Genomic DNA, 25,699 nt, shown 5'->3' with positions numbered 1-25,699 from the left:
GTCGGCGGACATGAGCGACAACCCCTTCTTCTCGCCCAGCACCCTGGTGTTCGAGCTTCCGCCCTTCGCCGAGATCCGGGAAGAGCACTACCGTCCGGCATTCGAGCGCGGCATGGCCGACCAGCTCGCCGAGATCGCCGCGATCGTCGCCGACCCGGAGCCGCCGACCTTCGACAACACCGTGGTGGCGCTGGAGCGTTCCGGTGCGGTGCTGCGCCGGGTGAGGGTGGTGTTCGAGAACCAGGACGCCTCCGACACCACCCCCGTCGTCCAGGAGCTCGACGCCGAGATCAGCCCCCGGCTGGCCGCGCACCACGACGCGATCCACCTGGACGCGGCGCTGTTCGCCCGCCTCGACGCCCTGCACCACGACCGCCACGAACTCGGCCTGGACGCCGAGTCGCTGCGCCTGCTGGAGCGCCGCCACACCGCGTTCGTCCGGGCCGGCGCCCGCCTCGACCAGGACGGCCAGCAGCGACTGCGCGAGATCAACACCCAACTCGCCGCCGACGCCGCCGCGTTCCGCAGGAACACCCACGAGGCCTCGCTGGCCGGCGCGATCGTCGTGGACAGCGCCGACGCGCTCGACGGGCTGCCCGCCGGCGCGATCGCCTCCGCCGCCGAGAACGCCCGCGCGCTCGGCCACGACGGCCGCTGGGTGCTCAGCCTGAAGAACTTCTCCAACCAGACCGAACTCGACCAGCTCACCGACCGGGCGCTGCGCGAGCGGCTGCTCACCGCCTCGCTGCGGCGCGGCCTGGACACCAACGGCCCGCTGGCCGCCCGGATGGCCGCACTGCGCGCCGAACGCGCCGCGCTGCTCGGCCACGCCAGCCACGCGGCGTACGTGGTCGCCGACGAGACCGCCGGCACCGTCGAGGCGGTCGGCGCGATGCTCGGCCGGCTGGTCGGGCCCGCCGTCGCCAACGCGCAGCGCGAGGCCGCCGAGCTGGCGGCCGCCGCGGCCGCCGACGGGGTCGCCGAACTCGCCGCCCACGACTGGGCGTTCTACGCCGAGAAGGTGCGCGCCGAGCGCTACGACGTGGACACCGCGGCGCTTCGCCCCTACTTCGAGCTGGAGCGGGTGCTCCAGGACGGCGTGTTCTTCGCGGCCGGCCTGGCCTACGGCCTGCGGTTCACCGAGCGGCCCGAACTGACGGCCTACCACCCCGACGCCCGGGTTTTCGAGGTGACGGACGCCGACGGGTCCGCCCTCGGCCTGTTCATCGGGGACTTCTACGCCCGCGAGTCCAAGCGCGGCGGCGCGTGGATGAACGAACTGGTCTCGCAGTCCCGGCTGCTGGGCCAGAAGCCGGTGGTGGTCAACAACCTCAACATCGGCCGCCCCGCCGCCGGGGAGCCGGCGCTGCTCAGCTGGGACGAGGTGCGGACGCTGTTCCACGAGTTCGGGCACGCGCTGCACGGCCTGTTCTCGGACGTGCAGTACCCGCTGTTCGCGGGCACCGAGGTGCCGCGGGACTTCGTCGAATTCCCGTCCCAGGTCAACGAGATGTGGATGACCCGCCCCGAAGTGCTGGCCAACTACGCCCGGCACCACGTCACCGGTGAGCCGCTGCCCGCCGAGACGGTGCAGCGGATGCTGGCCGCCGAGAACTACGGACAGGGCTTCCGGACGGTCGAGTACCTGGCCGCCGCCCTGCTCGACTGGGCGTGGCACTCGCTGCCCGCCGGGGCGACCGTCGAGGACGCGGAGGCGTTCGAGGCGCAGGCGCTGGCCGAGGCGGGCGTCGCGATGGCGACGGTGCCGCCGCGGTACCGCACCGGGTACTTCAACCACGTGTTCTCGAACGGCTACAGCGCTGGGTACTACGCGTACATCTGGTCGGAGGTGCTGGACGCCGACACGGTGGAGTGGTTCGGCGGCAACGGGCGACCGGTGCGGGAGAGCGGCGAGCTGTTCCGGGCCGAGCTGCTGTCGCGGGGCGGCAGCCGGGACGCGATGGACTCCGTGCGGGCGGTGCTGGAGCGGGAGCCCTCGATCGAACCGCTGCTTGCTCGGCGCGGGCTGAAGTAGGCCGTCCGTCACGGGGCCGCTGCGAGTCGGGCGGACCTGACCGACGACGCCCTGCCGCTTCGCAGGTCCCCGCGCCCCGGACGGGGCGCGGGGACCTGCGCGGGCAGCGGGGCCGAGGGCATGCGGGTACGTGCCTGCGCGTCCTACGGCTTTCCGTCGAAGACCGGTTCGTAGCCGGGGGCCGGACGGCCGGTGGGGGTGAGGGCGCAGTAGCCGCCGGTGCCGCGGCACCAGTACCACATGGTCCAGGCGGCGGCGAAGCCGTTCATCGCGGTGACCTGACGGCGGATCAGTTCGGCGTTGCCGGGGGTGGCGGCGCTGGGCGGGCCCCATTCGCCGACCAGCACGGGGAGACGGTGGGCGCGGGGGTAGGCGGCGATGGCGTCGGTGTAGGCGTCGATGAAGCCGCCTGCGGGGTCCCAGTCCCGGCCGGCTTCGACGGCGGTGTCGTAGAAGTGCGGGGCGTAGCCGATCCGGTCGGCGCCCGGGCGGGGGTCGGCGAAGGCGGGGAGCCGGGTGGGGACGCCCTGGCCGACCAGCACGGTGGGTTCGACGAACAGCCAGGCGTCGCGGTCGACCTGGCGGACCGCCGAGATCAGGCGGCGGTACATGGCGGGGAGCCGGCCCTGTTCGAGGGCGGCGGCGGAGGCGGCGAGGACGGCCGGGTCGGTGGGGTCGCCGTCCACCGGGCCGAACGGCTCGTTGAACAGGTCGTAGCCCAGCAGGGCGCGGTGGCCGCGCAGTTCGCGGGCGACGGTGGCGTACAGGTCGGCCTGGGCGCGCTGCAGGTCGCGGTCGTCGTAGAGGTGGCGGAAGGCGGCCTGGACGGCGGGCTGGAAGTAGCCGGCGAACCAGTCGTTCGGGTCGGGCGTGAACGGCAGGCCGTCGTCGCGGGTCGCCCAGGAGGGGGCGCCGCCGTCGCCGCCGCCGAAGTACTGCCCGTAGACGTCCTGGTGGAAGTCGACGACGGCGTACAGGCGGTACTTCTCGGCCCAGTCCAGGATGCGGTGCAGCCGGGCGAGTTGGGCTCGGTCGTAGCGGCCGGGGGCGGGTTCGAGGCGGGCCCAGGAGACGGCGACGCGGATCAGCCGGAAGCCGTGCGCGGCGAGGTCGCGCAGGTCGGCCTCGGTGGTCTCGTCGTACTTGTCGAGGTTGAACCCGCGCAGGTCGAGGACGCGGCCGTGCCGGTCGGTGAAGGCGGTGCGGCCGTCGGCGAGGGTGGTCGCGGAGACCTGGCGGGCGTCGAACCGGTCGGCGTGGTCGGCGGGCGGGCCGGCCGAGACGGTGCCGAGGACGGCGACGGCGGAGAGCAGCAGGGCGGCGGCGGAGCGGCGGACGCGCACGGGGCACCTCGCGGCGGGGTGGGGGAGGGGTGGGGTGCGCCGATCCTGCCGGAGCCGCCCCCGCCGCACAAGAGGTGAGACGTGCTCATGTTTGATGGAGGGTCAGGCCTCCGGGGCGGCGAGCATCGGCGGCAGGTCGGCGGCGGCGGACAGCCGGCCCCACAGCAGGTCGGCGAGCGCCTGCACCATCCGGGCGCGCGGGCACGGGCGGGTCTCCAGCCACCAGTCGCCGGCCGCCAGCACCATGCCGGTGATCGAGCGGCCCCAGGTCTCGGAGAGCAGCGGTCCGTCCTGGCCGAGGTCGATCTGCTGCTGGATGGCGCGGGTGATCTCCTCGGCGATCTGCCGCAGCGCGGGCGCCAGCGCGTTGCCCGCGCCGGTGGGGTCGCCGGGTTCGGGGTGGGTGAGCAGCCGGTACACCTGCGGGCGGGACTCGATCGCGGCCAGGTAGACGTCCAGCACGTGCTCGACCCGGTCGCGGCGCTCCAGCGGCTCGTTCAGGGCGGCCCGGACGGCGGCCAGCAGGCCGGCCGTGTGACGTGCCGTCAACGCGCCGATCAGGCCGTTCCGGTCGCCGAAATGCCGGTACAGGATGGGCTTGGTGATGCCCGCCTCGGCGGCGATGGCGTTCATGCTGGCGCCCGGGCCCTCGCGCTGGACGACCCGGTCGGCGGCGTTGAGCAGTTGTTCGCGGCGGGGTTCGGAGGTCATGCGCTGCTCCTCGTGCGGGTGGGGCCTGAACGGGCGTTGACACCGGTTACCTATCGGTAGCAGACTCGCCGCCATGTTACCGGAGGTAACAGCGCAGTGGCGCGGACACTCCGACCCGCAACCCCCGTCTCCTGGAGGCCGACCATGACCACCTTCTCGCTCGACCCGGGGCCGGACCAGATCGCCGTCCGCGACTGGCTGCACGGCTTCGCCGCCGACGTCATCCGCCCGGCCGCGGCCGAGTGGGACGAGCGCGAGGAGACGCCCTGGCCGATCATCCAGGAGGCCGCGAAGATCGGCATCTACTCGCTCGACTTCTACGCCCAGCAGTTCTTCGACCCGTCCGGCGTCGGCATCCCGATCGCCATGGAGGAACTGTTCTGGGGCGACGCCGGCATCGGCCTGGCCATCACCGGCACCACCCTGGCCGCCGTCGCGGTGCTCGCCAACGGCACCGACGAGCAGATCGGCACCTGGGCGCCGCAGATGTTCGGCACCCCCGACGACGTCAAGGTCGCCGCGTTCTGCTCCTCCGAGCCCGACGCCGGCTCCGACGTCTCCGCGCTGCGCACCCGGGCCGTCTACGACCGGGCCAAGGACGAGTGGGTGATCAACGGCACCAAGACCTGGGCCACCAACGGCGGCATCGCGCACGTCCACGTGGTGGTCGCCACCGTCGACCCCGAGCTCGGCGCGCGCGGCCAGGCGTCCTTCCTGATCCCGCCCGGCACCAAGGGCCTGAGCCAGGGCCAGAAGTTCAAGAAGCACGGCATCCGCGCCTCGCACACCGCCGAGGTCGTCCTCGACGACGTCCGGATCCCCGGCCACTGCCTGCTCGGCGGCAAGGAGAAGCTGGACGCCCGCCTCGCCCGCGCCCGCGAGGGCGCCAAGGGCGGCGGCAAGAACGCCGCGATGGCCACCTTCGAGGCCTCCCGACCGGCCGTCGGCGCGCAGGCCATCGGCATCGCCCGGGCCGCGTACGAGGTCGCGCTCGACTACGCGAAGACCCGGGTCCAGTTCGGCAGGCCGATCATCGAGAACCAGGGCGTCGCCTTCCAGCTGGCCGACATGAAGACCCGGATCGACGCCGCGCGCCTGCTGGTCTGGCGCGCCTCCTGGATGGCCGTCAACAACCGGCCCTTCACCAACGCCGAAGGCTCGATGTCCAAGCTGTACGCCGGCGAGACCGCCAAGTTCGTCACCGCCCAGGCCATGCAGATCCTCGGCGGCAACGGCTTCACCCGCGAGTACCCGGTCGAGCGCATGCACCGCGACAGCGCCATCTACACCGTGTTCGAGGGCACCAGCGAAATCCAGCGCCTGGTCATCGCCCGAGCCATCTCGGGCGCCCCGATCCGCTGACGACCCGCCGGCCGCCGGTCAGCGGGCGGACCGGAAGGCCAGTCCGGCGGCGGCAGCCCCCACCAGCGCGCCGACCACCGTCCGGGCCCGGGTGTGGTCCCGCAGCACCACGCGGGACACCTTCGAACAACCCCGGGCCGCCGGGCCGCTCAGAACTCCGGCTCGCGTCGTTCCAGGAACGCCGCCAGGCCCTCGCGGACGTCCGGTGCGGTGCGGGAGGCGCGTTCCCAGGGCTCCAGGGCAGCTGCGGCGCTCTCCGGGGCGGCGGCCAGGGCGGCTTTGGCCGCGCCGATGGTCTGGGGCGAGCGGTGGGTCAGCAGGCGGGCGAACTCGCGGGCGCGGGCGTCCAGTTCGGCGGGCGGGAGGACTTCGTCGAGCAGGCCGAAGAGTTCCGCGCGGGCGGCCGGGACGAGGGCCCCGGAGAACAGCAGGTACTTGGCGCGGGCCGGGCCGACCAGGGCGGCCAGGCGGAGCGTCGGCACCGCCGGGTACACCACGCCCAGCTTGGCCGGGGTGATGCCGAGGCGGGCGTCCTCGGCGGCGAACCGCAGGTCGCAGGCGACCGCCAGCTGGCAGCCGCCGCCCACGCAGGCGCCGTGGATCACCGCCAGGGTCGGCCGGGGGAACGCCGCCAGCGCCTCCTCGGCCGCCACGTTCAGCGCGTGGTAGGCGTCCGCGGCGGCCGGATCGGCGTACACGTCGGCGAGTTCGGCGATGTCCGCGCCCGCCGAGAAGGCGCCCTCCGCGCCGGTCAGCAGCAGTGCCCGGACGTCGGCGCGCGCGCCCAGCTCGGCCAGCAGGCCAGGCAGCGCCCGCCACATGGCGCCGGTCACCGCGTTGCGGCGCTCGGGCCGGTCCAGCAGCACCGTCGCCACCCGGTCCGCGCCCACCCAGCAGCGCAGGCCGTCCACGCCGGTCGGCAGCTCGGTGTCCCCGGGGCCGGGGCGGTCGAGCGGAACGGTGCTCGCGGACATCACGGCCTCCGGGAAGGTGGAGAAGGGGACTGGTCGTCAGCCTTCCACAGCACGCCGGGCGTTCACCAGGTGATCAGGATCAAGCGGAGGCGCCCTGCGCCCGCCACTCCGGGGCCAGCATCGACCAGACCTCCAGGTCGAGGCGCTCGCCGAGGTGCTCGGTGGACTGGCGCATCGTCCCGTCCAGCGTCATGCCGAGGCGCTGGGCGACCGCGCGGCTGGCCGGGTTCACCGTGGAGTTCCACCACTCGGCGCGGTGCAGGCCGCGCTCCAGGAACGCGTAGTCCAGCAGGCGCCGGACCGCGGCGGTGACCAGGCCGCGGCCACGACCGGCCGGCTCCGTCCACGCGCCGATCTCGCACACCCCGGTCCCGGTCTCGAAGCGGACGAACATCACCCCGCCGACCAGGGCGCCGCCGAGCCAGATCCCGTAGATCCGGCCGGAGTCGCTGCTCTGCCGGTCGGCGTACCGCTGCAGGGTCGCGCGGGCCGACTCCAGGTCGGTGCTGAAGGTCGCCCACGGGATGAACGGGTCGACGGTGGCCCGGGCGCGGTCGATGTGCGCCAGGAACTCCTCGGCCTGCCAGGGCTCCAGCGGGCGCAGCTCGGCGTCCTCGGCCAGTGCGACGGTGTACATGGGCAACCCCTCCGGCGGTCCGACATACATAACAAACGTTTGGTAGGTACCCTAACGCGCATGACACCACCCGCCCGCGGAGACCACGAAGCACGCCGCCGGGACGTCTCCGAGGCGGTCTGGCGGGTGCTCGCCGCCCGCGGCTTCGGCGGACTCACCCTGCGCGCCGTGGCCGCCGAACTCGGCGCCTCCACCGGGCTGCTCACCCACTACTTCCCGAACAAGCGGGCGCTGGTCGCCCACGCGCTGGACGTCCTCGACCGGCAGGCCGCCGAACGCCGCCGCCCCGCCACCGAGGAGGCCGCCACCGCCCGCGGTCTGGCCGTGCTGCGCGCCGCCCTGCTGGACATCCTGCCGCTGGACGGCGCGGGCGCGGCCGGCAACCGGATCTGGGTCGGCTCCTGGGACGCGGCGCTCACCGACCCCGGGCTGACCGCCGAGCACGCCGAGCGCTACCGCCGGGCGCGGCGGCGGATGACCGAGCTGTGCGCCGAGGCCCAGGAACGGGGCGAGCTCCCCGCCGACCGGCCGGCCGCGGACCTCGCCGCGCTGGCGCAGTCCTTCGCGCTCGGACTGGTGGTGCAGGCCCTGTTCGCGCCCGCCGAATTCCCGCCGGAGCGTCAACGCGCCCTGCTGGACGGCTTCCTGGCCGCCCTGGTGACGGGGGAGCGGCCGGACCCGGTCGGAAGCTGACCGGGGCGGGGGTGGGGCTCCTCGGCGGGTGCCGGGTCGGAGCCTGGTGTGCCCCCAGCAGGATTCGAACCTGCGACCTACCGCTTAGAAGGCGGGTGCTCTATCCGCTGAGCTATGGGGGCCGGGTGTGACGTCGGCCCGCTTGCCGGGCCTGGGCACCGGGACGGGATGTTCCGGGACAGGATACGGGTGTTCAGTTCTGCCACCTGGACTTCGAAGACCGGACCGGGGTGTGTCGGCCTCCACGGGGCGGTCCGATAATCGCAGGTAGTGCTCTGGTGCGCAGCGTTCTGCGGCGTCCCGGAGCCGGACGTTGTGCAGTCGTTACGGGGCTGCCGCCCCACCCGTTATGCATTCGGCGCGGCAATCCCCCGGGCGGGCCCGCGGGTGGGGGCATGTTTTGGGGTTCGTTCAGGTGGATGACATGGACGGGGCGAGTTGACGCCCACTCGTTCGGGGTTTCGGCGGTGGAGTTCAGGTGTCCTGCAGGTGCACGACCCTCTTTGTCGTGGACACGCCCTGCGGTCGTCACGTCGCGTGATCGATTCCGAACAGGAAATTACCGATATTTCACTCCTGCGAGTTACCCCGGTTTTCCACAGGGCCGAGTTTTCCACAGGGGAAGGGAAGTCGCCGGTCCGAATTCACCGGCAGGTGGAGGATCTGTCCGCGGCGGAAAATCCCGTCGGCGAATAGCGGACCGGCCGGTGCGGCGGCCGGAGAACGGAGGCAGGGAAATGGACGGCGCGCTGGTGACGATGGTCGGCAATGCGGCCTCGAATGTGACGTACCGGGAGACGGCCGGCGGGGTGGCCGTCGCCACGTTCCGGCTGGCCGCCACCGAGCGGCGCTACGACCGGGAGCGCGGCGACTGGTCGGACGGCGAGACCACCTGGGTGACGGTGGTGGCCTGGCGGCGGCTCGCGGTCAACCTGGTCGGCTCCGTCAGCAAGGGGGACCCGGTGCTGGTGAGCGGCCGGCTGCGGGTGCGCGAGTGGGGGGAGGAGGGCAGCCGGCGCACCGAGGTGGAGATCGACGCCCGCGCGGTGGGTCACGACCTCGCTCGCGGCACCTCCCTCTTCAAGCGCGCGGTGGAGGCCAAGGCGGCGGCGGTGCAAGGGAGTTCGGCGGCCGAATGGCCGGCGGGCCCGGCGCGGGGCGGGTCGCGGGCGGTGCGACTGGTGGAGGAGGCGGTGCCGGAGTGGATCGTCAAGGCGGTGGCGGCCCGCCGGGAGGCCGAGGCGGCGGCGGGCGCGGCGGGCGGGTCGGCGGGCGGCCCGGCCGGTGGGGGCGGCGGGCCTGCGGGGCCGGAAGGTTCGGATGTGACGGAGGAGGTTCTGAACTGACGGATTCTGGGCACCTGAGGCACCGATCGGTGCAATCCTGATTGCCGCGGCGGGCGCCCCGTGACTTTATGTCGACTCATCAACTCCCGTTGACAGCCTGCTCTTTGATAACGAAACAGCCACGATATCGTCCTGATTTGCTACGGCCCCCAGGCGCTCGGGCCGCGTCAATAGGATGCGTCTGGTCCACACACGTGCAGCGGCGCCACAGGGGGTGCCGCTTTGCAGGGGGCGGGTTGCCACCGGCACGTCGCCGCCCGGAGGGATCGCACATGTTCCACAAGCAGAGGCGGGCTGTCTCCCGCGTCGTCGCTGTCATGCTCGCGTCGGGGCTGGTCGTCGGGTCGGGGCTGCTCGCCACCGGCACGGCCGCCGCCGCCGACGGTCCGTCCTCGGGCGTGACCGGGAAGCTGCAGGGCAACGTCCTCTACGGACAGAAGACCGAGTCCGAGACCCGCCCGGGCCACTGGCTGCCCGTCACCGCGGGGCAGCTCACCCTCGGGGTGACCGGTACCGAGTCCACCCTGGCCGTCTACTGCATCGACCTGCTCAACGACACGATCAAGACCGCCACCTACCACGAGACCGACTGGGCCTCCACCTCGCTCTCGCAGCCGGAGAAGGTCAAGGCCAAGGCCGGCCCGAAGATCCAGTGGATACTCGAGAACTCGTTCCCGAACATCGACGAGGTCGCGCTCTCCAAGTCGTCCGGGATCGACGGCCTGACCAAGAGCGACGCCGCCGCGGGCACCCAGGTCGCGATCTGGCACTTCTCCGACCCGAACATCCCGGTCCGGATGGCGGGTGACTACCCGAAGACCGAGAAGCTCATCGCGTGGCTGATCGCCCAGGCCGAGGCCAAGGGCGGCGCCGAGGAGCCCAAGCCCTCGCTGGCGCTCAACCCGGGCTCGGTCGCGGGCAAGAGCGGCGAGCTGGTCGGCCCGATCACCGTCACCACCGGCGGCGGCGCCGCCGACGTCACCGTCGCGCTGGACAAGAAGGGCACCGACGCGGGCGTCAGCCTGGTCGACAAGAGCGGCGCCCCGGTGAAGACCGCCAAGAACGGCGACCAGCTGTTCGCGAAGGTCCCGGCCGGTGCGGACGCGGGCACCGCCACCATCACCGCGGACGCCACCGCCACCGTCAAGCTCGGCCGGGCGTTCGTCGGCGACGACAACGGCAAGCACAGCCAGACGCTGATCCTGGCCGGCAGCAACAAGGTCAAGGTCAACGCCCTCGCCACCGTCGCCTGGGCGCCCGCCGGCCCGATCCCGACCGCCACCGGCAAGGTCGACTGCACGCAGGGCGCGCTGGTCCTCACCGTCTCCAACAAGGGCGACCGGGACTGGAACTTCACCGTCGGCGGCAAGAACGTCACCGTGAAGCCCGGCGCCACCCAGGACGTCGTCCTGCCGGTCGCCGAGGACACCGCCTACAACTTCACCGTCACCGGCCCCGGTGGCTTCTCGCAGACCTTCAGCGGCGTGCTGAACTGCAAGACCGACAGCAACACCCTGCCGCCGGTCACCCCGACCCCGTCGCCCACCCCCACCGGCCCTGAGCTGGCCTCCACCGGTGGCGGCATGGGCACCGGCGTCACCGCCGCGATCGCCGGCGTCCTGGTCGTCGCCGGTGGCGCCGCGGTCTACGGCCTGCGCCGCCGCGGCCGCCACAGCCGCGCCTGACCCGCACGCTGACCCTCCCCGGCCGCCCGCCGGGGAGGGGCGGCCCCGCCCCCGCGCCGTGGGGGCGGGGCCGTTCGCGTGCCGGGCCGCCGCAGCCTGCGGCCCGGCCGGTCGCCGCCCGGCCCGAAGGGCGTTCGGGGCGGCATCGGCCTTACGGCACAATGGAAGGCTGCAAGCCGATTACTCGACGACGACGCCGGAGCGATCTCACGTGGCGGAATACATCTACACCATGCGCAAGGTGCGCAAGGCACACGGCGACAAGGTCATCCTTGACGACGTGACGCTCTCCTTCCTCCCCGGGGCGAAGATCGGCGTCGTCGGCCCCAACGGCGCCGGCAAGTCCACCGTGCTGCGCATGATGGCCGGCCTGGACCAGCCCTCCAACGGCGACGCCTTCCTCTCGCCGGGCTTCACCGTCGGCATGCTCCAGCAGGAGCCGCCGCTGGACGAGACGAAGACCGTGCTGGAGAACGTCCAGGACGGCGTCAAGGAGACCAAGGGCAAGCTCGACCGGTTCAACGAGATCGCCGAGCTGATGGCGACCGACTACTCGGACGCGCTGCTCGAGGAGATGGGCAAGCTCCAGGAGGACCTGGACCACGCCAACGCCTGGGACCTGGACGCCCAGCTGGAGCAGGCCATGGACGCGCTGGGCTGCCCGCCCGGCGACTGGCCGGTCACCAAGCTGTCCGGCGGCGAGAAGCGCCGCGTGGCGCTGTGCAAGCTGCTGCTGGAGCAGCCCGACCTGCTGCTGCTCGACGAGCCCACCAACCACCTGGACGCCGAGTCGGTGAACTGGCTGGAGCAGCACCTGGAGAAGTACCCCGGCACCGTCGTCGCCGTCACCCACGACCGGTACTTCCTGGACAACGTCGCCGAGTGGATCCTCGAGCTCGACCGCGGCCGCGCCTACCCGTACGAGGGCAACTACTCCACCTACCTGGAGACCAAGCAGACCCGTCTCAAGGTCGAGGGCCAGAAGGACGCCAAGCGCGCCAAGCGGCTCAAGGAAGAGCTGGAGTGGGTCCGCTCCAACGCCAAGGGCCGCCAGGCCAAGTCCAAGGCCCGCCTCGCCCGTTACGAGGAGATGGCGGCCGAGGCCGACAAGATGCGGAAGCTGGACTTCGAGGAGATCCAGATCCCGCCGGGCCCGCGTCTGGGCAGCGTCGTCATCGAGGTCGACCACCTCAACAAGGCCTTCGGCGAGAAGGTCCTGATCGACGACCTGAGCTTCACCCTGCCGCGCAACGGCATCGTCGGCATCATCGGCCCGAACGGCGCGGGCAAGACCACCCTGTTCAAGATGCTCCAGGACCTGGAGACCCCGGACAGCGGCACGGTCAAGGTCGGCGAGACCGTCAAGATCAGCTACGTCGACCAGACCCGCTCCAACATCGACCCGAAGAAGACCCTGTGGGAGGTCGTCTCCGACGGCCTCGACTGGATCAACGTCGGCCAGGTCGAGATGCCGTCCCGCGCCTACGTTTCCGCGTTCGGCTTCAAGGGCCCGGACCAGCAGAAGCCGGCCGGCGTGCTGTCCGGCGGTGAGCGCAACCGCCTGAACCTGGCGCTGACCCTCAAGCAGGGCGGCAACCTGCTGCTCCTCGACGAGCCGACCAACGACCTCGACGTCGAGACGCTGTCCTCGCTGGAGAACGCGCTGCTGGAGTTCCCCGGCTGCGCCGTGGTCATCTCCCACGACCGCTGGTTCCTGGACCGAGTGGCCACCCACATCCTCGCCTACGAGGGCGACAGCAAGTGGTTCTGGTTCGAGGGCAACTTCGAGTCCTACGAGAAGAACAAGATCGAGCGCCTGGGCGCCGATGCGGCCCGCCCGCACCGTGCGACCTACAAGAAGCTCACCCGCGGCTGATCCGCGGACGCACCGGCGGCCCGGCAGCCCACCCCCTCGGGGCGGACTGCCGGGCCGCGGCCCGTAGGCTTCCTGCGGGTCCACCTGATCTGAGGAGAACACCGTGGCACGTCACATCTACGCCTGCCCCCTGCGGTGGTCGGACATGGACGCCTTCGGTCACGTCAACAACGTGGTCTTCCTGCGCTACCTGGAGGAGGCCCGGATCGACTTCATGTTCACCCAGGCCGCCGAGGCCGGCGCCGGGGAGTTCGCGGGCGGGTCCGTGGTGGCGCGCCACGAGATCGACTACAAGCGCCCGCTGGTGCACCGCCCCGAGCCGGTCACCATCGAGACCTGGGTGACGAAGATCGGCGGAGCCTCGCTGACCGTCTCCTACGAGATCAAGGACGTCGCCGAGGACGGCACCGAGACGGTCTACGTCACCGCCTCCACCGTGGTCGTCCCCTACAACCTGGCCGAGGGCCGCCCGCGCCGGATCAGCCCGGTGGAGCGCGAGTTCCTCGCCCGCTTCATGGACGAGCAGCCCGCCGCCGTCTGACCGGCCTCTGCCGACGTCGCACCGAGACCGCCGCACTGACGAATCGAGCTGAACCCCGGTGACCGCGAACCCCCGCCTCGACCTCGCCGACCAGGGCGAGGCCGCCGACCTGGCGGCCTTCCTGGGACGGCTGCTCCGCTTCGACCGGGCCGCCGCGGTCCGGCTGCAGGCGGTGCCGGGCGCGGACGGCGGCGGGGTGCTGGCCGTGTTCGGGCGGCTGCCGCTGGGCGGGTCCGCGGTGCTCGCGCTGCGCACCGTCCGGCCGGCCGGCGAGGTGGCGGCGGCCGATCTGACCGTCTCCGCCGGGCAGTTGCTGGAGTCCGTGGACGAGCCGGGCGCCCGCCTGACGCTGCCCGCCCCGGTCACCGGCCCGTCCTGGGCGGGCCTGCTGCCACCGCGCTCCGGCTGGCAGCCGCTCGGGCAGCCGCCGGTCGACCTGGTGATGGACGAAGTGCGCGCCGCCGTCGCCGAGTTCAAGCGGCGCACCGCCGAGGTGCCGGAGCACCACCGGAGCCGGGAGGTGGTGGACGCGCTGGCGGACGAGATCTGGTCCCGGCCGCTGGGCGCCGTCGAGGGCCTGCCGCTGCGGGCCGCGCACGCCGCCCACGCGATCGGCTTCCTGCGGCCAGGCGCCCCGCTGCAGGCGCACCGGGCGGGCCCCTGGCTGCGGCTGGACGCCCCCGCCGGCTCGGTCGCCCTGCGGACCGGCGGCGCACCGGGCGCGGGCCTGGGCCTCAGCCCGCTGCGGTAGGCACGGGAAGGCCTCAGCCCGCCGTGTTGATCATCGCGGCGGCGGCGTACGTCATGTAGTTCCACAGCTCGCGGTCGTCCTCGGCGGGCAGCGCGAGCCGGTCGAGGGCGGTGCGCATGTGCCGCAGCCAGGCGTCGTGGGCGGCCCGGTCGACCTGGAACGGGACGTGCCGCATCCGCAGGCGCGGGTGGCCGCGGCGATCGCTGTAGGTGCGCGGGCCGCCCCAGTACTGCATCAGGAACAGCGCGAAGCGCTCCTCGGCGGGGCCGAGGTCCTCCTCCGGGTACATCGGGCGGAGCAACTCGTCCTGGGCGACGCCCTGGTAGAAGAAGTGGACCAGCCGGCGGAAGGTCTGCTCGCCGCCGACGCGGTCGTAGAAGCTCGGCTCCTCCTCCGCCGCCGTCGTCTGCACGGTCTCCTCGTGTGCGGTGTCGCGCCCGGTGTCAGTCACCCGTCCATGGTCGCAGACGCCGACAGGGGCCGTACACCGGGACTTTCGGTGTACGACCCCTGTCGCGGGGAGGGTACGGACGGCTACGCGTCGTCCCAGTTGAAGAAGCGCCAGGCGATGGCGCTCAGCACCACCGTGAAGCCCAGCAGGATGCCCATGCCGGGCAGTGCCTCGGCGATGCCGCCGCCCTGGCTGAGCACCGACTTGGCGGGGTTGATCAGGTAGCGCAGCGGCAGGGCCCTGGAGACGTCCTGCAGCCAGCTCGGCGCGAAGTCCAGCGGGATGAACGCGCCGCCGAGGAAGGACATCGGCAGGATGATCAGCTGGTTCATGCCGTTCGCCGATTCCTCGGACTTCGCCAGCGAACCGGTGAGCAGGCCGATCGACATGAAGGCCAGGGTGGCGCAGATCACCAGCGGGATCACCAGCCACCAGTTGCCGGTGAGCTTGAGGCCGAAGAAGTCGAGCTGCGCGACCGCGAGGAACAGCGCGGTCTGGGCGAGCGCCACGATCACGCTGACCACCACCCGGGCGGCGACGATGGTGCCCGCCGAGATGGGCGCCAGCCGCAGGCGGCGCAGCACCCGCTTCTTGCGCCAGGTCACCAGGGTGAACGAGGCGCCGTAGACGGCGCCCATGGAGACCGCGTAGGCGAGCAGGCCGGGCGTCAGGTACTGGATCGGCTTGGTGGAATCGTCCTCGACCTTGGAGGCGTCCAGCGTGTACGCCGGGGTGGCGTGCGAGGACAGCTGGTTGGCCGTCTGCACCAGGGAGTTCACGATGCCCTGCACGGTGCCGGCCTTGACCTGGTCGGCCTGGCTGAACCGGAGCACCACCTTGCCGTCGGGGCCCTCGGACACCAGGCCGTCGAGCTCGCCCTTCTTGACCTTGGCGAGCGCGGCGTTCTCGTCGGTGAAGGTGGTGATCTCCAGGACGGACAGCGGGCCGTCCTTCTGGTCCTTCAGCTGGTCGAGCAGCTTGACCTGGCCGACCTCGGCGACCTTGACGTGCGAGGTGCCGCCGCCCTTGTAGAGGACGCCGAACAGCACCAGGAACATCAGCGGCAGCGCCAGCGTGAAGAACAGGGTGCCCTTGTCGCGGACGAAGCCGAGCAGCATGACCCGGGACAATCCGACGAAGGCGTTGGCCTTCTCCCGTCCGCCGTCGACGGCGGGGGAGGTGCGGGCCTGGTCGGTGGCGGTCATGCCCGGTACTCCCGTCCGGTCAGCTGGAGGAAGACGTCCTCCAGGGTGGCGCCGCGGACCTCGAGGCCGCGCAGCGCGTTCTCCTCGGCCAGCATGGAGAGCACCGGTCCGGGCGCGTGGGTCGACAGGGCCAGGGTGGTGCCGTCGTCCTCCAGGTTGCTGAACGCGGCGCCCGCGGTGGTGAGCAGGTCACGGGCCCGGTCGGCGGTCAGCATTCCGGATTCCACCCGGATCCGGACGGTATCGTCGATCTCGCGGACCAGGGCGGCGGGCGCGCCGGTCTTCAGCACCTTGCCGTGGTCCATCACCGAGACGCGGTCGCAGAGGATCTCCGCCTCGTCCAGGTAGTGGGTGGTGAGGACGACGGTGCGGCCCTCGGCGTTGATGTCGCGCAGCAGGTCCCACAGGTTGCGGCGGGCCTGCGGGTCGAGGCCGGTGGTCGGCTCGTCGAGGAACACCAGCTCCGGGTCGTGCACCAGGGCGCAGGCGATGGACAGGCGCTGGGCCTGGCCGCCGGACATCTTGTCGGTCAGCACGCCTGCGGACTCGGTCAGGCCGACCCGCTCCAGCATCGCGTCGGCGGCCTTCGGGCCGATGCCGTAGAAGGAGGCGAAGGTGCGGATGGTCTCGCGCGCGCTCAGCTTGTTGAAGAACGCCGACGCCTGGAACTGCACGCCGATGCGCGGCAGCAGCTTGGCGTTGCGCGGCCACGGCGACATGCCGAGCAGCTCGACACGGCCCTCGTCGGCCTCCCGGATGCCCTCCAGGATCTCCAGTGTGGTGGTCTTGCCGGCCCCGTTCGGCCCGAGCAGGCCGTAGAACTCGCCAGTGCTGACGGAGAGTGACACTCCGTCGACAGCCTGGACATCCCCGTACCGCTTCCGGATCCCGTCCGCGGTTATTGCTTCAGTCATGGGGCGAAGCGTAGGGGGTGCGCGGGGCGCCAACGAACACTTTGGTGTGAATTTTTGATCGTTCGGTGATGGATCGCGCACACCGCGGACCGGCGGCGGGAGCGGTGAACGCCCCGCCGCCGGAGCGGTGATGACAGGCCGTCAGGGCGAAGGCCCCGCTGACGTGCGGTCAGGCCCGGTGCACCGTGATGGTGGTCCAGGCGCCGATGTGGATGCGGTCGCCGTCGTTCAGCGGGATCGCGGTGTGCGGCGGCAGGGTGTCCGGGCCGCCGTTGAGGGTGGTGCCGTTGGTGGAGTCCTGGTCGACCACCACCCAGCCGCCGTCCGGCTGCTCGGCCAGCAGGGCGTGCTGGTGCGAGGCGCCCGGGTCCTCCGGGGAGACCGACAGGTCGATCTCCGGCACGGTGCCGCGCTGCTGGCTGCGCCGACCGATCCGCAGCTGGCCCCGGCCGGTCAGCGGGATCCGCCGCTCCGGGGTGTACGGCGGGAAGGCCAGTCCGGCCGCCTCCGGGCCGCTGCGCGCCATCATGTCGGCGAAGTAGTCGTGGTCGGCGGCCACCACGGCGAACCAGCTGGTGCGCTGCGGAGCGGCGGCCGGCGGCCGGCCGTGCCCCTGCTGCCCGGGCGGGGTCAGCCGGAACGAGGTGCCGAAGTCGTCGTCGCTCTGCTGCGGGGGACGCTGCTGGTGTCCCTGCTGCGGGCCGGACGGCTCGGCGTAGACCGGGCCGGGGCGCTCGTAGTCGCCGTCGGGGAAGGCCGCCGGCGGCTGCTTGTCGAACGACGGCGCGGCCGGTCCGCCCGGCGCGGCCGGGTAGCCGGGCGCGGGCTGCTGGTAGCCCGGCCGCTCGTACGGGGACTGCGGCTCGAACGGCTGCTGCGGCCGCTCGAACGGCGTCGGCCGTTCGAAGCCGGCCGGCGCGGGTGCGGCCGGTTCGAACGCGGACGGCTCGAATCTGGACGGCTCGAACCCGGCGGGCGCGGCCGGCGGCGGGAAGCCGTAGCCGTGCTGCGCGGCCGGCGGGGCCTGCGGGGCCCGGCCCGGCTCGGGGCGGCCGTGCGGGCCGCCGACGGGCTGCGGAACGGGCGGCGGCTGGTGCCCGACCGGGGCGGGGCCGCCCGGCGGGCGGGCCGAGGTGGCCAGGTTGTAGTCGTACCCGCACTCCTCGCAGTACCGGCCGGTCTGCGGGCTGCGGCAGATCGGGCAGGTGGCCGCCGCCGCGGCGGGGGCCGCCGGCGGTGCGCCGTACGGGCCGGGCGCCGCGGGCGCGCCGCCGCCGGGGGCGGGGGCGAGCGGGGTGCCGCCCGCCGGGGTGGCGGGGCGGCGCGGCTCGAAGTAGCCGCCGCCCCCGGCCGGGGTGCCGGACGGCGGGGTGCTGCCCGGGCCGGCCGGCGGGTACCCGCCGCCGTACGGGGCCTGCGGCGCGGCAGGCGCGCCGGGGCCGCCGGGCTGGGCCGGCGCGGACGGGAATCCGGGGATCGCCAGTCCGGGCGGCGGGGTCATCGGGAATCCGCAGTAGTCGCACCAGTCCTCGGCCTGAGACTCGTGTCCCCTAGGGCAGATCGGCATCAGGTCCCCCACACTCCAGCAGGTTCGGGTCCGGCGGGTGTCCGGCTCACTTCTTCACGCGTACGGTCTTGGTCGATCGGGTCTCGAGTGTCATCGAGTCGGCCTCGCTCACGTTCTTACGGAACCGAACGGTACCCTCCCTGGCGTCGACCACGTCCACCACCTTCTGCAGCAGCTTGAGCGTGCCCTCGTTGCCGCCCGCGTGGGCGAGGCGGACGGCGGCGCCGAGTTTGGCGGTGGCGCGGTCCAGGTCACCGGCCCGGTGGGCCTCCATGCCGTCGCGGATCGACTCGGCGAGTTCGGCCTGGCCGGTGTAGTGCGCGACCTGGGAGTTGATCCGGGTCGAGGAGGCCAGGTCGTCGGTCCACACGGCGCGCACCAGGCCCTGACCGAGCACCTCGGCGGTGCCGTCGGGCTGCGGCAGCACCAGGCTGACCCGGGCGGCCAGCATCTCGTTGCCGACGGCGGCGGCCGGGACCTCCACGCACACGTGGTAGTCGCGGGACTCGTCGCCCCACGACCCGGTCGGGTAGTCCCCGGCCCGGGGCCCGGCCGCGGCGCGGCGCGCGGTGAGGTCCTCGACGGCGGGTGCGACCTGCTTGACGAACTTCACCTGCGCGTTGGCGGGTGTCCACACCCGCAGCGCCACGTCGGCGACCTGCTTGTCCATGGTGTCGGCCATCATGGCGCGGAAGTCCTCGGCGAGGCCGGAGGGTTCGGCGACGATGTCGACGGTGCCGAGCAGCGCGGAGGATATCTTCCGCAGTTCGGCGACGTCCCAGTCGGTGCCGACGCCCCGGCAGTCGGCGGTGAAGGCGCCGGTCGCCGCGTCCAGGGCGCGCTGCAGGTCGGCGGGCTTCTCGTGCTCGTTGCGGCCGTCGGTGAGCAGGACGGCGTGCCGGATCGACGCCTGCGGGTGCGAGTCGAACAGCTGCCGGGCCTTGCTGATCCAGGTGCCGATCGCGGTGCCGCCGGACGGCTTGAGGCGGCGCAGCGCCTCCTTGGCGTGGCCGCGGGTGTACTGGTCGACGACGGCGAGCCGGCCGTTGCCGGGGAAGACGTCGACGGCCTCGTGGGTGCCGGCCACCACGGCGAACGCGACGCCGTCGCGCAGCGTGTCGATGGCGGCGGCGGTGGCCTCCCGGGCGTGCCGCATCTTGGTGTTCGGGTGCTCCATCGAGCCGGAGCAGTCGATCACCAGCACCACGGCGGCGTCCGTCCCGGCGGCCGCGCCGAGCGGCCGCCCGCCGGAGGTGCCGCCGCCGGTCGCGGTCACCGTGACGATCGCGTTGACCTCCCGGGATCCCTGGGCCAGGTACTCGTTCTGGAAGACGTCGACGTCGAATCTCGGCGTGCCGGGCTTGGACAACGAGGCCATGCGGTGGGCTCCTGTCGGACGGTCGGAAGTCGGGCAGTCGGAAGGCAGGCAGTCGGAAGTCGGACGATCAGAAGTCGGACGGTCCGGAATCGGGCGGCCGGCGAGGCGATCGGGAGCCGGTCGGCGGGAGGGGTCAGTTCGCGGCCGGTTCGGCGGCCCGGCGCAGCGGCACGGTGGCGTCCTCCTCGGCGGCGCGCGGCAGCGGGACGTCGAGCAGGGTGGCGTCGTGGGCGGCGGTGGCGACCGGCGGGTCGATCGGCAGCACGGCGACGGTGATGTTGTCGTGCCCGCCGCGTTCGACGGCGAAGCCGACCAGCGCCCGGGCGGCGGCCAGCGGTTCGGTGCGGGCGTCGGCGCGGACGAAGAACGCCAGGTCGGTGGCGGCCTCGGCGTAGTTCCACAGGCCGTCGGTGCAGATCAGCAGCACCCCGGGGACGTGCGGGGTGAAGCTGACGGTGTGCGGGTCGAGGTCCTCGGCGTCGGCGCCGAGCCAGCCGGTGATGGCGTGGGCGCGCGGGTCGGCGTACGCCTCGGCCTCGTCCATCAGCCGGGCGGCGACCATCCGGGCCGCCCAGGAGTCGTCCTCGGTGAGGCGGTACGGCTCGGCGGACTCCCGGTCGTCGGGGATCCAGTAGGCGCGGGTGTCGCCGACCCAGCCGATGGTGACCAGGCCGGCGGCGCTGACCGCGCTGACGTAGGTGCAGGCGGGCGCGTTGTTGTGGCGGCCCGGTTCGGCGGGGGTGCCGTCGTGGGCGAGCGCGGTGACGGCCCGGTTGGCGGCGCCGATCGCCTCCCGCATGGCCTGGCCGGGGTCGCGGCCGGCCTGCAGTGCGGCGAGCAGCGAGTCGGTGGCGGCGGTGACGGCGGTGGCGGACGCCTCGTCGGGGCGGGCGGAGGAGGAGACGCCGTCGCAGACCACGGCGACCACGGCGGGCGTGCCGTCCGGTGCCTCGGCGGTGGCGACGCCGAACGCGTCCTCGTTGCGGTGGTGGCGCAGGCCGCGGTCGGAGACCGCGGCGACGCCCGTCACCTCGCGTTCCTGGTGGTCGCGGGCGCGGGGCTGGGCGTGCCCGCAGCCCTGGCACCAGCCGTCGGCGAGCTCGGTGGAGCCGCAGTTCGGGCAGCTGGGCACCACCGGCAGGTCGCGGAGGGTCGGCGGCCCGGTCAGGGCAGTGCCGCAGGCCCCGCAGAAGGCGTCCTGGGGCCCCAGCGGTTCGGCACAGGTCGGGCACTCGGTCTGCTGCGGCATGTTCACACCCACGTCCGGGGGCGGGCCCGGTTGGCCCGTTCCACCCACTCGATCCTTTTCTCGGCACGGTCGGTCAACCGAGCCAACACCCGGTAGGAGTGTTCCAGGGCAAGCCGCAGTTCCCGTTCCGCGGCGGGATGTCCCAGCACGGTCAGCGTGGCGGGCTTCCCCGCGGCCCCGGCGAGCACCCAGTCGAGGGCCGTCTCCAGCACCTCGGCGGCGAGTTCCGCACGTCGCCGGGCGTCCAGCGCGAGGGCCGTCAGCTGGGCGGAACTGTCGGTGAGTTCGGCGGCCAGCGCCTCGGTCGCGGCGCGGCCGCGCAGCCGGGCGCGGACCGCGCCGATCCGGGCCGCGGTGTGGTGCGTGGAGCTCTCCGGCACCGACTCCAGCGCGGCGACCGCGCCCGGCCGGTCGCCGGCCCGCAGCCGGACCCGGGCCAGTCCGAACGCGGCGCCGACGAACGACCGGTCGGCGCCGCCGACCAGCCCGTAGTGGGCGGCGGCCCGCCCGTTGTGGTCGAGCAGTTCGGCACAGACCGCGAGCGCCAGCTTGGGCGCGGCCTCGCCCGGGAAGGCGTCGTACACGGCGTCGAAGGCCTCCGCGGCGGCCTCGGCCCGGCCGGCGGCGAGCGCGGCCAGTCCGCGGTACCACACCACCCGCCAGTCGCCGGGGTGTTCGGTCTCCAGGGCGGCCAGCGCCTGGCCGGCGGTGTCGTCGTCGGCGAGTTCCAGGTAGGCGCGCACCACCCGCAGTCGCAGCTCGGGGGAGTCGGCGCCGGCCGCGCGCAGTGCGGTGAGGGCCTCGGCGGGGTCGGCGGCGGGCAGCGCGGACAGGAAGCCGGCGTTGGGGTCGGCCGGGTCGACCAGTGGCGCGGGCAGGGCCAGCGCGGCGGCCCGGGCGTCCGTCGGCTGCTCGCCGAACTCGGGGTCCACGACCCGCAGTTCCGGGCCGAACAGGGTGGAGACGGCGGGCCGGGGCCGACCGTCCTGGCGGCTCAGCACCTCGCGCAGCACGCCGGTGAGCTGGCCGGCCATCTCCTCGGCGGAGGCGAACCGGCGGGCCGGGTCCGAGTCGGTGGCGCGCAGCAGGAAGCGGTGGAAGGACTCGTGGCGGGCGAGCAGCTCGGCCTCGTCCGGGCCCGGCAGTTCGTGCCGCCGCCGGTCGGTCCAGCCGGGGAAGTCGAGGGTCAGCACGGCCAGCGTGCGGCCCACGGTGTACAGGTCGGAGGCGGGGGAGGGCCCGTCGGTGGCGATCTCCGGGGCCTGGTAGCCGACCGTGCCGTAGATCGGCCCGTCGTCGTCGTGCCGGCGCACCGCGCCCAGGTCGATCAGCTTCAGGGTGTCGTCCGACTGGATCACGTTGTCGGGCTTGAAGTCGCAGTACACCAGCCCGCGGGCGTGCAGGTGGCCGAGCGCGGGCAGTGCCTCCAGCGCGTACGCGACGGCCTGCTCGACCGGCAGCGGCGCCCGCCGGCCGTCCGGGGTGCGGCGTTCGGCGGCGATGTCCTTGAGCGACTTGCCGCCGACGTACTCCATCACGATGTAGCCGTCGGCGGCGGCCGTGCGGGCGTCGGGGTGCTCGACGAAGTTGATGATCCGGACGATGTTCGGGTGGTCGACCTCGGCCAGGAAGCGGCGCTCGGCGATCGCCACCGCCAACGCGTCCTCGTCGCCGCTGTCCAGCAGGCCCTTGAGCACCACCCAGCGGTCGTTGACCCGGCGGTCGACCGCCAGGTAGATCCAGCCGAGCCCGCCGTGCGCCAGGCAGCCCATCACCTCGTACTGGCCGCCGACCAGATCGCCGCGCACCAGCTTCGGGGTGAACGAGTACGGGGTGCCGCACTTGGTGCAGAAGCCCTCGGGGCGGCCGGGGACGCCGTTCTTCTCCCGGCCCACCGGGTGGTCGCAGCGCGAGCAGAACCGCCGGTTCTCGGGGACCTGCGGGTCCGTTAGTACGGCCTTCGACGGGTCGGCGGTCGGCACCGGCGGCACCGTGACCAGGCCCGCGCCGAGGTTGCCGCGCCGGCCACTGGCGCCGGTGCCGCTCCGGGAGCCGCGCACCGAGACGGAGCGGCCGGAGGAGGTGCGCGGCGAGGAGGCGGACGCCGTGGACGCCGGGGCCGTGGCGGTGCCGGCGGTGGTGGCGGGGGCCAGGCCGCACTCGGTGCAGAAGCCGTCGGCGTCGATCTCGCCGTCGCAGTCGGGGCGGCCGCACGGCCCGCCGACGGCGGGGGCCGCGCGCGGGGCAGGGACGGGGACGGGCGCGGCGGGGACGGGCGCGGCGGGGACGGGCGCGGCGGCGGTGGTGCGGGCGAGTCCGCACTCGGTGCAGTAGCCGTCGGCGTCGATCTCGCCGTCGCAGCCGGCCCGGCCGCAGACTGCGGATGCGACGGATGCGACGGATGCGACGGATGCGACGGATGCGACGGACGCCACGGACGCCGCCGACGCCGCCGACGCCGCCGACGCCGCCGACGCCGCCGACCCCGTGGTGCCGGTGGCGGCCGGGGCCAGCCCGCACTCGGTGCAGTAGCCGTCGCCGTCGATCTCGCCGTCGCAGCCCGGACGGGCGCACGCCTCAGCCATCGGTTTCCTCCCCCTCGGCACTGTCCTCGGTCTGCGGTGCGGGCTGCCGTTCCGGTGCGCGCAGCGCCTGCTGGAAGCGGGCGACGGCCTCGGCGCCGGCCCGCAGGTCGCAGGGGGCGCTCCAGAGCAGCCAGCGGGCCTTCTCGAAGCGTTCGACCACCTCGGGGTCCTCGGCCAGGCCGAGCCGGGCGGCCATCGCCTTGTACGCCTCCAGCCGGCCGCGCAGCTCGGCCCGGACGGCGAGCGGCTGGGCGACCTCGGTGAGCGCCTGCCGGGCCCGGCCGAGCTCCTTGGCGGCGGCGTTCTCCAGGGCGTCCAGCAGCGGGCCGAGCCGGTGCCACTGGCCGGTCTGCTGGTAGTCGACGGCCTGCCCGATCGCCTCGCGCAGCGCGGACGCCGGGCCGGGCACGGCGGGCACCTCGGTGGCGGCGATCTTCGCCAGCACCTCGCCGCGGGCCCGCCGTGCCTCGGCGAGCGTCAGGTCGGCGCGCTGGAGCAGGTCGGCGACCTGCTGGAGGCGTTCGTGGGACTCGTCGCGCAGCCGCAGCAGCCCCTCCAGTTCGACCCGGACGTCGTCCAGGGCACGACCCATCCGGTCGAAGCTCCCGGTGTCGACGGCGCCGGTGGGGGAGGCCCAGGCAGCGTCCTCGGCGCCCCGGCCGCGCTGCGCGGGGACCCGGCTCGGCCGCCACAGGGACAGCGGGTCGGCCACCACCTCGGCCCGGAGCGCCGTCAACTGCCCGGCCAGCTGGTCGAGATCGTCGGCCAGCGGGTGCGCGCCGGAGCGCACGCCGACGGAGAGCGCGAGCATCTGCACCCGGCCGAGTTCGGCGAGCAGCAGGTCGATCCGGGCGGGCAGGGCCGACCACACCGCGTCGACCGCGCTGACCACTTCGACCACCACGGCGTACCAGCCGTTCATCCGCTCCAGCAGCTCGGTCAGCGTGACGCGTTCCACCAGCCGGGCGGGCACGCCGAGTTGACCGGCCGCCTCGGGGAGCCGGCCGCCGGAGACGGCGACCGCGCGGCCGGAGAGCAGTTCGCCGAGCTCGGCGAGTTCGGCGGCGGTGGGCCGGGTGCGGCGCGAGCGGACCGCGCGGGCCGAGGCGAGCGCCTCCGCGTACCGGTCGAACAGCGCCCACAGCAGGGCCAAGCCGCCCTCGGCGACCGCCCAGCGCTCCCGGGTGCGCCCGGACAGTTCGGCGCCGGTCAGCAGCCGCAGCCCGGGGTGGTCCTGGAGCGCCAGCAGTGCCGCCTCGACCGCGTCGCGCTCGGCGCCCAGCTGCGCCAGCGCCCGGTCCACCTGCTCACGGTTCATCACCGGGCGGGTCCCTCCGGCCATCGCGGTTCCTCCTCTCGGCCACGCATGCGGTGACGGGGCGTCGGCCCGTCGGCGGCAAGTCTCCCCGACGCCCGGTGCGGTGCGGACGGCGGTCCCCCGACGTCGCGCCGGGCGGGTCACGGCAGGTACGGGTCCGGGGCCCCCATGGTGTCGCGCAGCCAGTGGTCGTAGGACGCCCGCCAGCTGCCGTCGGCCTGCCGGTCGGCCAGCACCTGGTTGACCCAGGCGATCAGGTCGGTGTCGTTCTGGTTCATCGCCACCCCCATGTACGCGGGCAGGAACGGCTCGCCGACCATCTCCACCATCGGGTCCTGGGCGACCTGGGCGGCGGCCAGCTCGATGTCCGTCAAAGTGGCGTCCACCTCGCCGAGTTGCATCCGCACCAGGCAGTCCAGCTGGCTCTCCAGGGCGAGCACCGAGACGGTGCCGTGCGGGTTGCGCTTCAGCTCGGCCTCCGAGGAGGAGGTCTGCGCCACGCACGCCCGCTTGCCCTTCAGCGCGCCGTCCAGCGTCGTCGCGTGCGCGGCCTTCGGCACCACCGCCCGCTGGGCGACCCGGAAGTACGGGACGGAGAAGGCGATGTCCTTCTTGCGCTCGCAGGTGATGGTCATGGTGCGGGCGATCAGGTCGACCTCGCCGTTCTTCACCGCCTCGACCCGACGGGGGGTCGGCACGGTCTTCAGGGTGATCCGGTCGGGGTCGCCGAGCAGCGACTTGGCGAGGGCGTGCGCCAGGTCGAGGTCGAAGCCCTCGATCCGTCCGGTCTGCGGGTTGCGGAACCCCCAGTGGTAGCTGTTCTGGTCGACGCCGACGATCAGCGTGCCGCGCTCGCGGATCTTGGCGATCTTCGCCCCGACGGTCTGCCGGGGCGGCAGCGAATCCGTCGGGTCGCAGGTGTCGGCGGGCGCCGCGGGGGCTGCCGGTGCTTCGAGCGCGGCCCGCGGGGCGGGCCCGCCCGCGCCGTCGGCGCTGCCGGTGCCGAGCACCCCGGCCGCGAGCACTGCCGCCGCCACCAGGAAACGTGACCTTGCCGTGCGCATCCTTTGTCCCCCTC

Annotated in this window: 21 protein-coding genes and 1 tRNA gene; 8 read left to right on the top strand and 14 right to left on the bottom strand. The window is 73.6% G+C overall.

All coding sequences use genetic code 11. From position 1 onward, the window contains the following. The first annotated feature begins 10 nt into the window (after positions 1–10). Positions 11–2,035 carry a M3 family metallopeptidase gene (locus ACI1MP_RS12535; RefSeq protein ID WP_404868688.1) on the top strand — a complete coding sequence of 675 codons (2,025 nt, stop codon included), beginning with the start codon at positions 11–13 and terminating at the stop codon, positions 2,033–2,035. A gap of 143 nt (positions 2,036–2,178) precedes the next feature. Here ACI1MP_RS12535 and ACI1MP_RS12530 read toward each other — a convergent pair whose 3' ends face one another. Both ACI1MP_RS12530 and ACI1MP_RS12525 read right to left on the bottom strand, forming a co-directional pair. Beyond that, the gene (locus ACI1MP_RS12530; protein ID WP_404868687.1) at positions 2,179–3,378 is read right to left on the bottom strand and encodes a glycoside hydrolase family 5 protein; all 1,200 of its coding nucleotides are present in this window, start codon (positions 3,376–3,378) and stop codon (positions 2,179–2,181) included. Between the two features lie 102 nt (positions 3,379–3,480). Next, entirely contained in the window at positions 3,481–4,089 is a 609-nt protein-coding gene (locus tag ACI1MP_RS12525; RefSeq protein ID WP_043909921.1) for a TetR family transcriptional regulator, read from the bottom strand. A gap of 144 nt (positions 4,090–4,233) precedes the next feature. Here ACI1MP_RS12525 and ACI1MP_RS12520 point away from each other — a divergent pair, with 144 nt between their 5' ends. Beyond that, positions 4,234–5,451 (top strand): acyl-CoA dehydrogenase family protein, encoded by a 1,218-nt coding sequence (locus ACI1MP_RS12520; protein ID WP_380344387.1) that lies wholly within the window; start codon positions 4,234–4,236, stop codon positions 5,449–5,451. A gap of 149 nt (positions 5,452–5,600) precedes the next feature. On the opposite strand, the gene ACI1MP_RS12515 is transcribed toward ACI1MP_RS12520, so the two are convergent. Beyond that, a complete protein-coding gene (locus tag ACI1MP_RS12515; protein WP_100590219.1) occupies positions 5,601–6,425 on the bottom strand; it encodes an enoyl-CoA hydratase/isomerase family protein in 825 nt (274 codons plus the stop codon). A 79-nt stretch (positions 6,426–6,504) separates the two neighbouring features. After that, on the bottom strand, positions 6,505–7,062 hold the full coding sequence (locus ACI1MP_RS12510; protein ID WP_380344397.1) for a GNAT family N-acetyltransferase: 558 nt from the start codon (positions 7,060–7,062) through the stop codon (positions 6,505–6,507). A 60-nt stretch (positions 7,063–7,122) separates the two neighbouring features. Between ACI1MP_RS12510 and ACI1MP_RS12505 the strand changes: the two genes are divergently transcribed. Continuing rightward, positions 7,123–7,755, top strand: coding sequence for a TetR/AcrR family transcriptional regulator (locus ACI1MP_RS12505; protein WP_100590204.1), 633 nt, complete (start codon positions 7,123–7,125; stop codon positions 7,753–7,755). 49 nt (positions 7,756–7,804) lie between these two features. Here the strand turns inward: ACI1MP_RS12505 and ACI1MP_RS12500 are convergent. Continuing rightward, positions 7,805–7,877: transfer RNA gene (locus ACI1MP_RS12500), tRNA-Arg, on the bottom strand. Positions 7,878–8,492: 615 nt separating this feature from the next. Here ACI1MP_RS12500 and ACI1MP_RS12495 point away from each other — a divergent pair. From ACI1MP_RS12495 to ACI1MP_RS12475, 5 genes are all read left to right on the top strand, one after another. Then, positions 8,493–9,101 carry a single-stranded DNA-binding protein gene (locus ACI1MP_RS12495; protein WP_404868686.1) on the top strand — a complete coding sequence of 203 codons (609 nt, stop codon included), beginning with the start codon at positions 8,493–8,495 and terminating at the stop codon, positions 9,099–9,101. Between the two features lie 272 nt (positions 9,102–9,373). Continuing rightward, positions 9,374–10,786, top strand: a complete 1,413-nt coding sequence (locus ACI1MP_RS12490; protein ID WP_189276963.1) for a Cys-Gln thioester bond-forming surface protein — start codon at positions 9,374–9,376, stop codon at positions 10,784–10,786. Between the two features lie 211 nt (positions 10,787–10,997). Continuing rightward, on the top strand, positions 10,998–12,662 hold the full coding sequence (gene ettA / locus ACI1MP_RS12485; RefSeq protein ID WP_043909927.1) for an energy-dependent translational throttle protein EttA: 1,665 nt from the start codon (positions 10,998–11,000) through the stop codon (positions 12,660–12,662). Between the two features lie 103 nt (positions 12,663–12,765). Further along, positions 12,766–13,203: a thioesterase family protein gene (locus ACI1MP_RS12480; protein ID WP_083462158.1), complete on the top strand. Its 438-nt coding sequence runs from the start codon at positions 12,766–12,768 to the stop codon at positions 13,201–13,203. A 58-nt stretch (positions 13,204–13,261) separates the two neighbouring features. After that, positions 13,262–13,954 carry a hypothetical protein gene (locus ACI1MP_RS12475; protein ID WP_404868685.1) on the top strand — a complete coding sequence of 231 codons (693 nt, stop codon included), beginning with the start codon at positions 13,262–13,264 and terminating at the stop codon, positions 13,952–13,954. 13 nt (positions 13,955–13,967) lie between these two features. Here the strand turns inward: ACI1MP_RS12475 and ACI1MP_RS12470 are convergent, their stop codons facing one another. From ACI1MP_RS12470 to ACI1MP_RS12430, 9 genes are all read right to left on the bottom strand, one after another. After that, positions 13,968–14,405 (bottom strand): globin, encoded by a 438-nt coding sequence (locus ACI1MP_RS12470; RefSeq protein WP_380344411.1) that lies wholly within the window; start codon positions 14,403–14,405, stop codon positions 13,968–13,970. An 83-nt stretch (positions 14,406–14,488) separates the two neighbouring features. Beyond that, entirely contained in the window at positions 14,489–15,610 is a 1,122-nt protein-coding gene (locus ACI1MP_RS12465) for an ABC transporter permease (RefSeq protein WP_380344414.1), read from the bottom strand. After that, on the bottom strand, positions 15,607–16,524 hold the full coding sequence (locus ACI1MP_RS12460; RefSeq protein WP_100590199.1) for an ABC transporter ATP-binding protein: 918 nt from the start codon (positions 16,522–16,524) through the stop codon (positions 15,607–15,609). Before ACI1MP_RS12460 ends, ACI1MP_RS12465 begins: the two co-directional genes overlap by 4 nt. 169 nt (positions 16,525–16,693) lie before the next feature. Continuing rightward, positions 16,694–18,025, bottom strand: a complete 1,332-nt coding sequence (locus ACI1MP_RS12455) for an FHA domain-containing protein (protein WP_404868684.1) — start codon at positions 18,023–18,025, stop codon at positions 16,694–16,696. 112 nt (positions 18,026–18,137) lie between these two features. Then, complete coding sequence (locus tag ACI1MP_RS12450; protein WP_404868683.1) at positions 18,138–19,469, bottom strand: vWA domain-containing protein; 1,332 nt, start codon at positions 19,467–19,469, stop codon at positions 18,138–18,140. A gap of 133 nt (positions 19,470–19,602) precedes the next feature. Next, a complete protein-coding gene (locus ACI1MP_RS12445) occupies positions 19,603–20,718 on the bottom strand; it encodes a PP2C family serine/threonine-protein phosphatase (protein WP_404868682.1) in 1,116 nt (371 codons plus the stop codon). 2 nt (positions 20,719–20,720) lie between these two features. Further along, entirely contained in the window at positions 20,721–23,303 is a 2,583-nt protein-coding gene (locus ACI1MP_RS12440) for a tetratricopeptide repeat protein (protein WP_404868681.1), read from the bottom strand. Further along, on the bottom strand, positions 23,296–24,645 hold the full coding sequence (locus ACI1MP_RS12435; protein WP_380339622.1) for a hypothetical protein: 1,350 nt from the start codon (positions 24,643–24,645) through the stop codon (positions 23,296–23,298). Before ACI1MP_RS12435 ends, ACI1MP_RS12440 begins: the two co-directional genes overlap by 8 nt. Before the next feature lie 116 nt (positions 24,646–24,761). Continuing rightward, on the bottom strand, positions 24,762–25,685 hold the full coding sequence (locus ACI1MP_RS12430) for a glutamate ABC transporter substrate-binding protein (RefSeq protein ID WP_100589654.1): 924 nt from the start codon (positions 25,683–25,685) through the stop codon (positions 24,762–24,764). Positions 25,686–25,699 lie beyond the last annotated feature (14 nt).

Origin of the sequence: Kitasatospora griseola, from assembly GCF_044999035.1 — a bacterium.
Classification (GTDB): domain Bacteria; phylum Actinomycetota; class Actinomycetes; order Streptomycetales; family Streptomycetaceae; genus Kitasatospora; species Kitasatospora griseola.
This window is presented reverse-complemented; position numbering and strand designations above follow the sequence as displayed.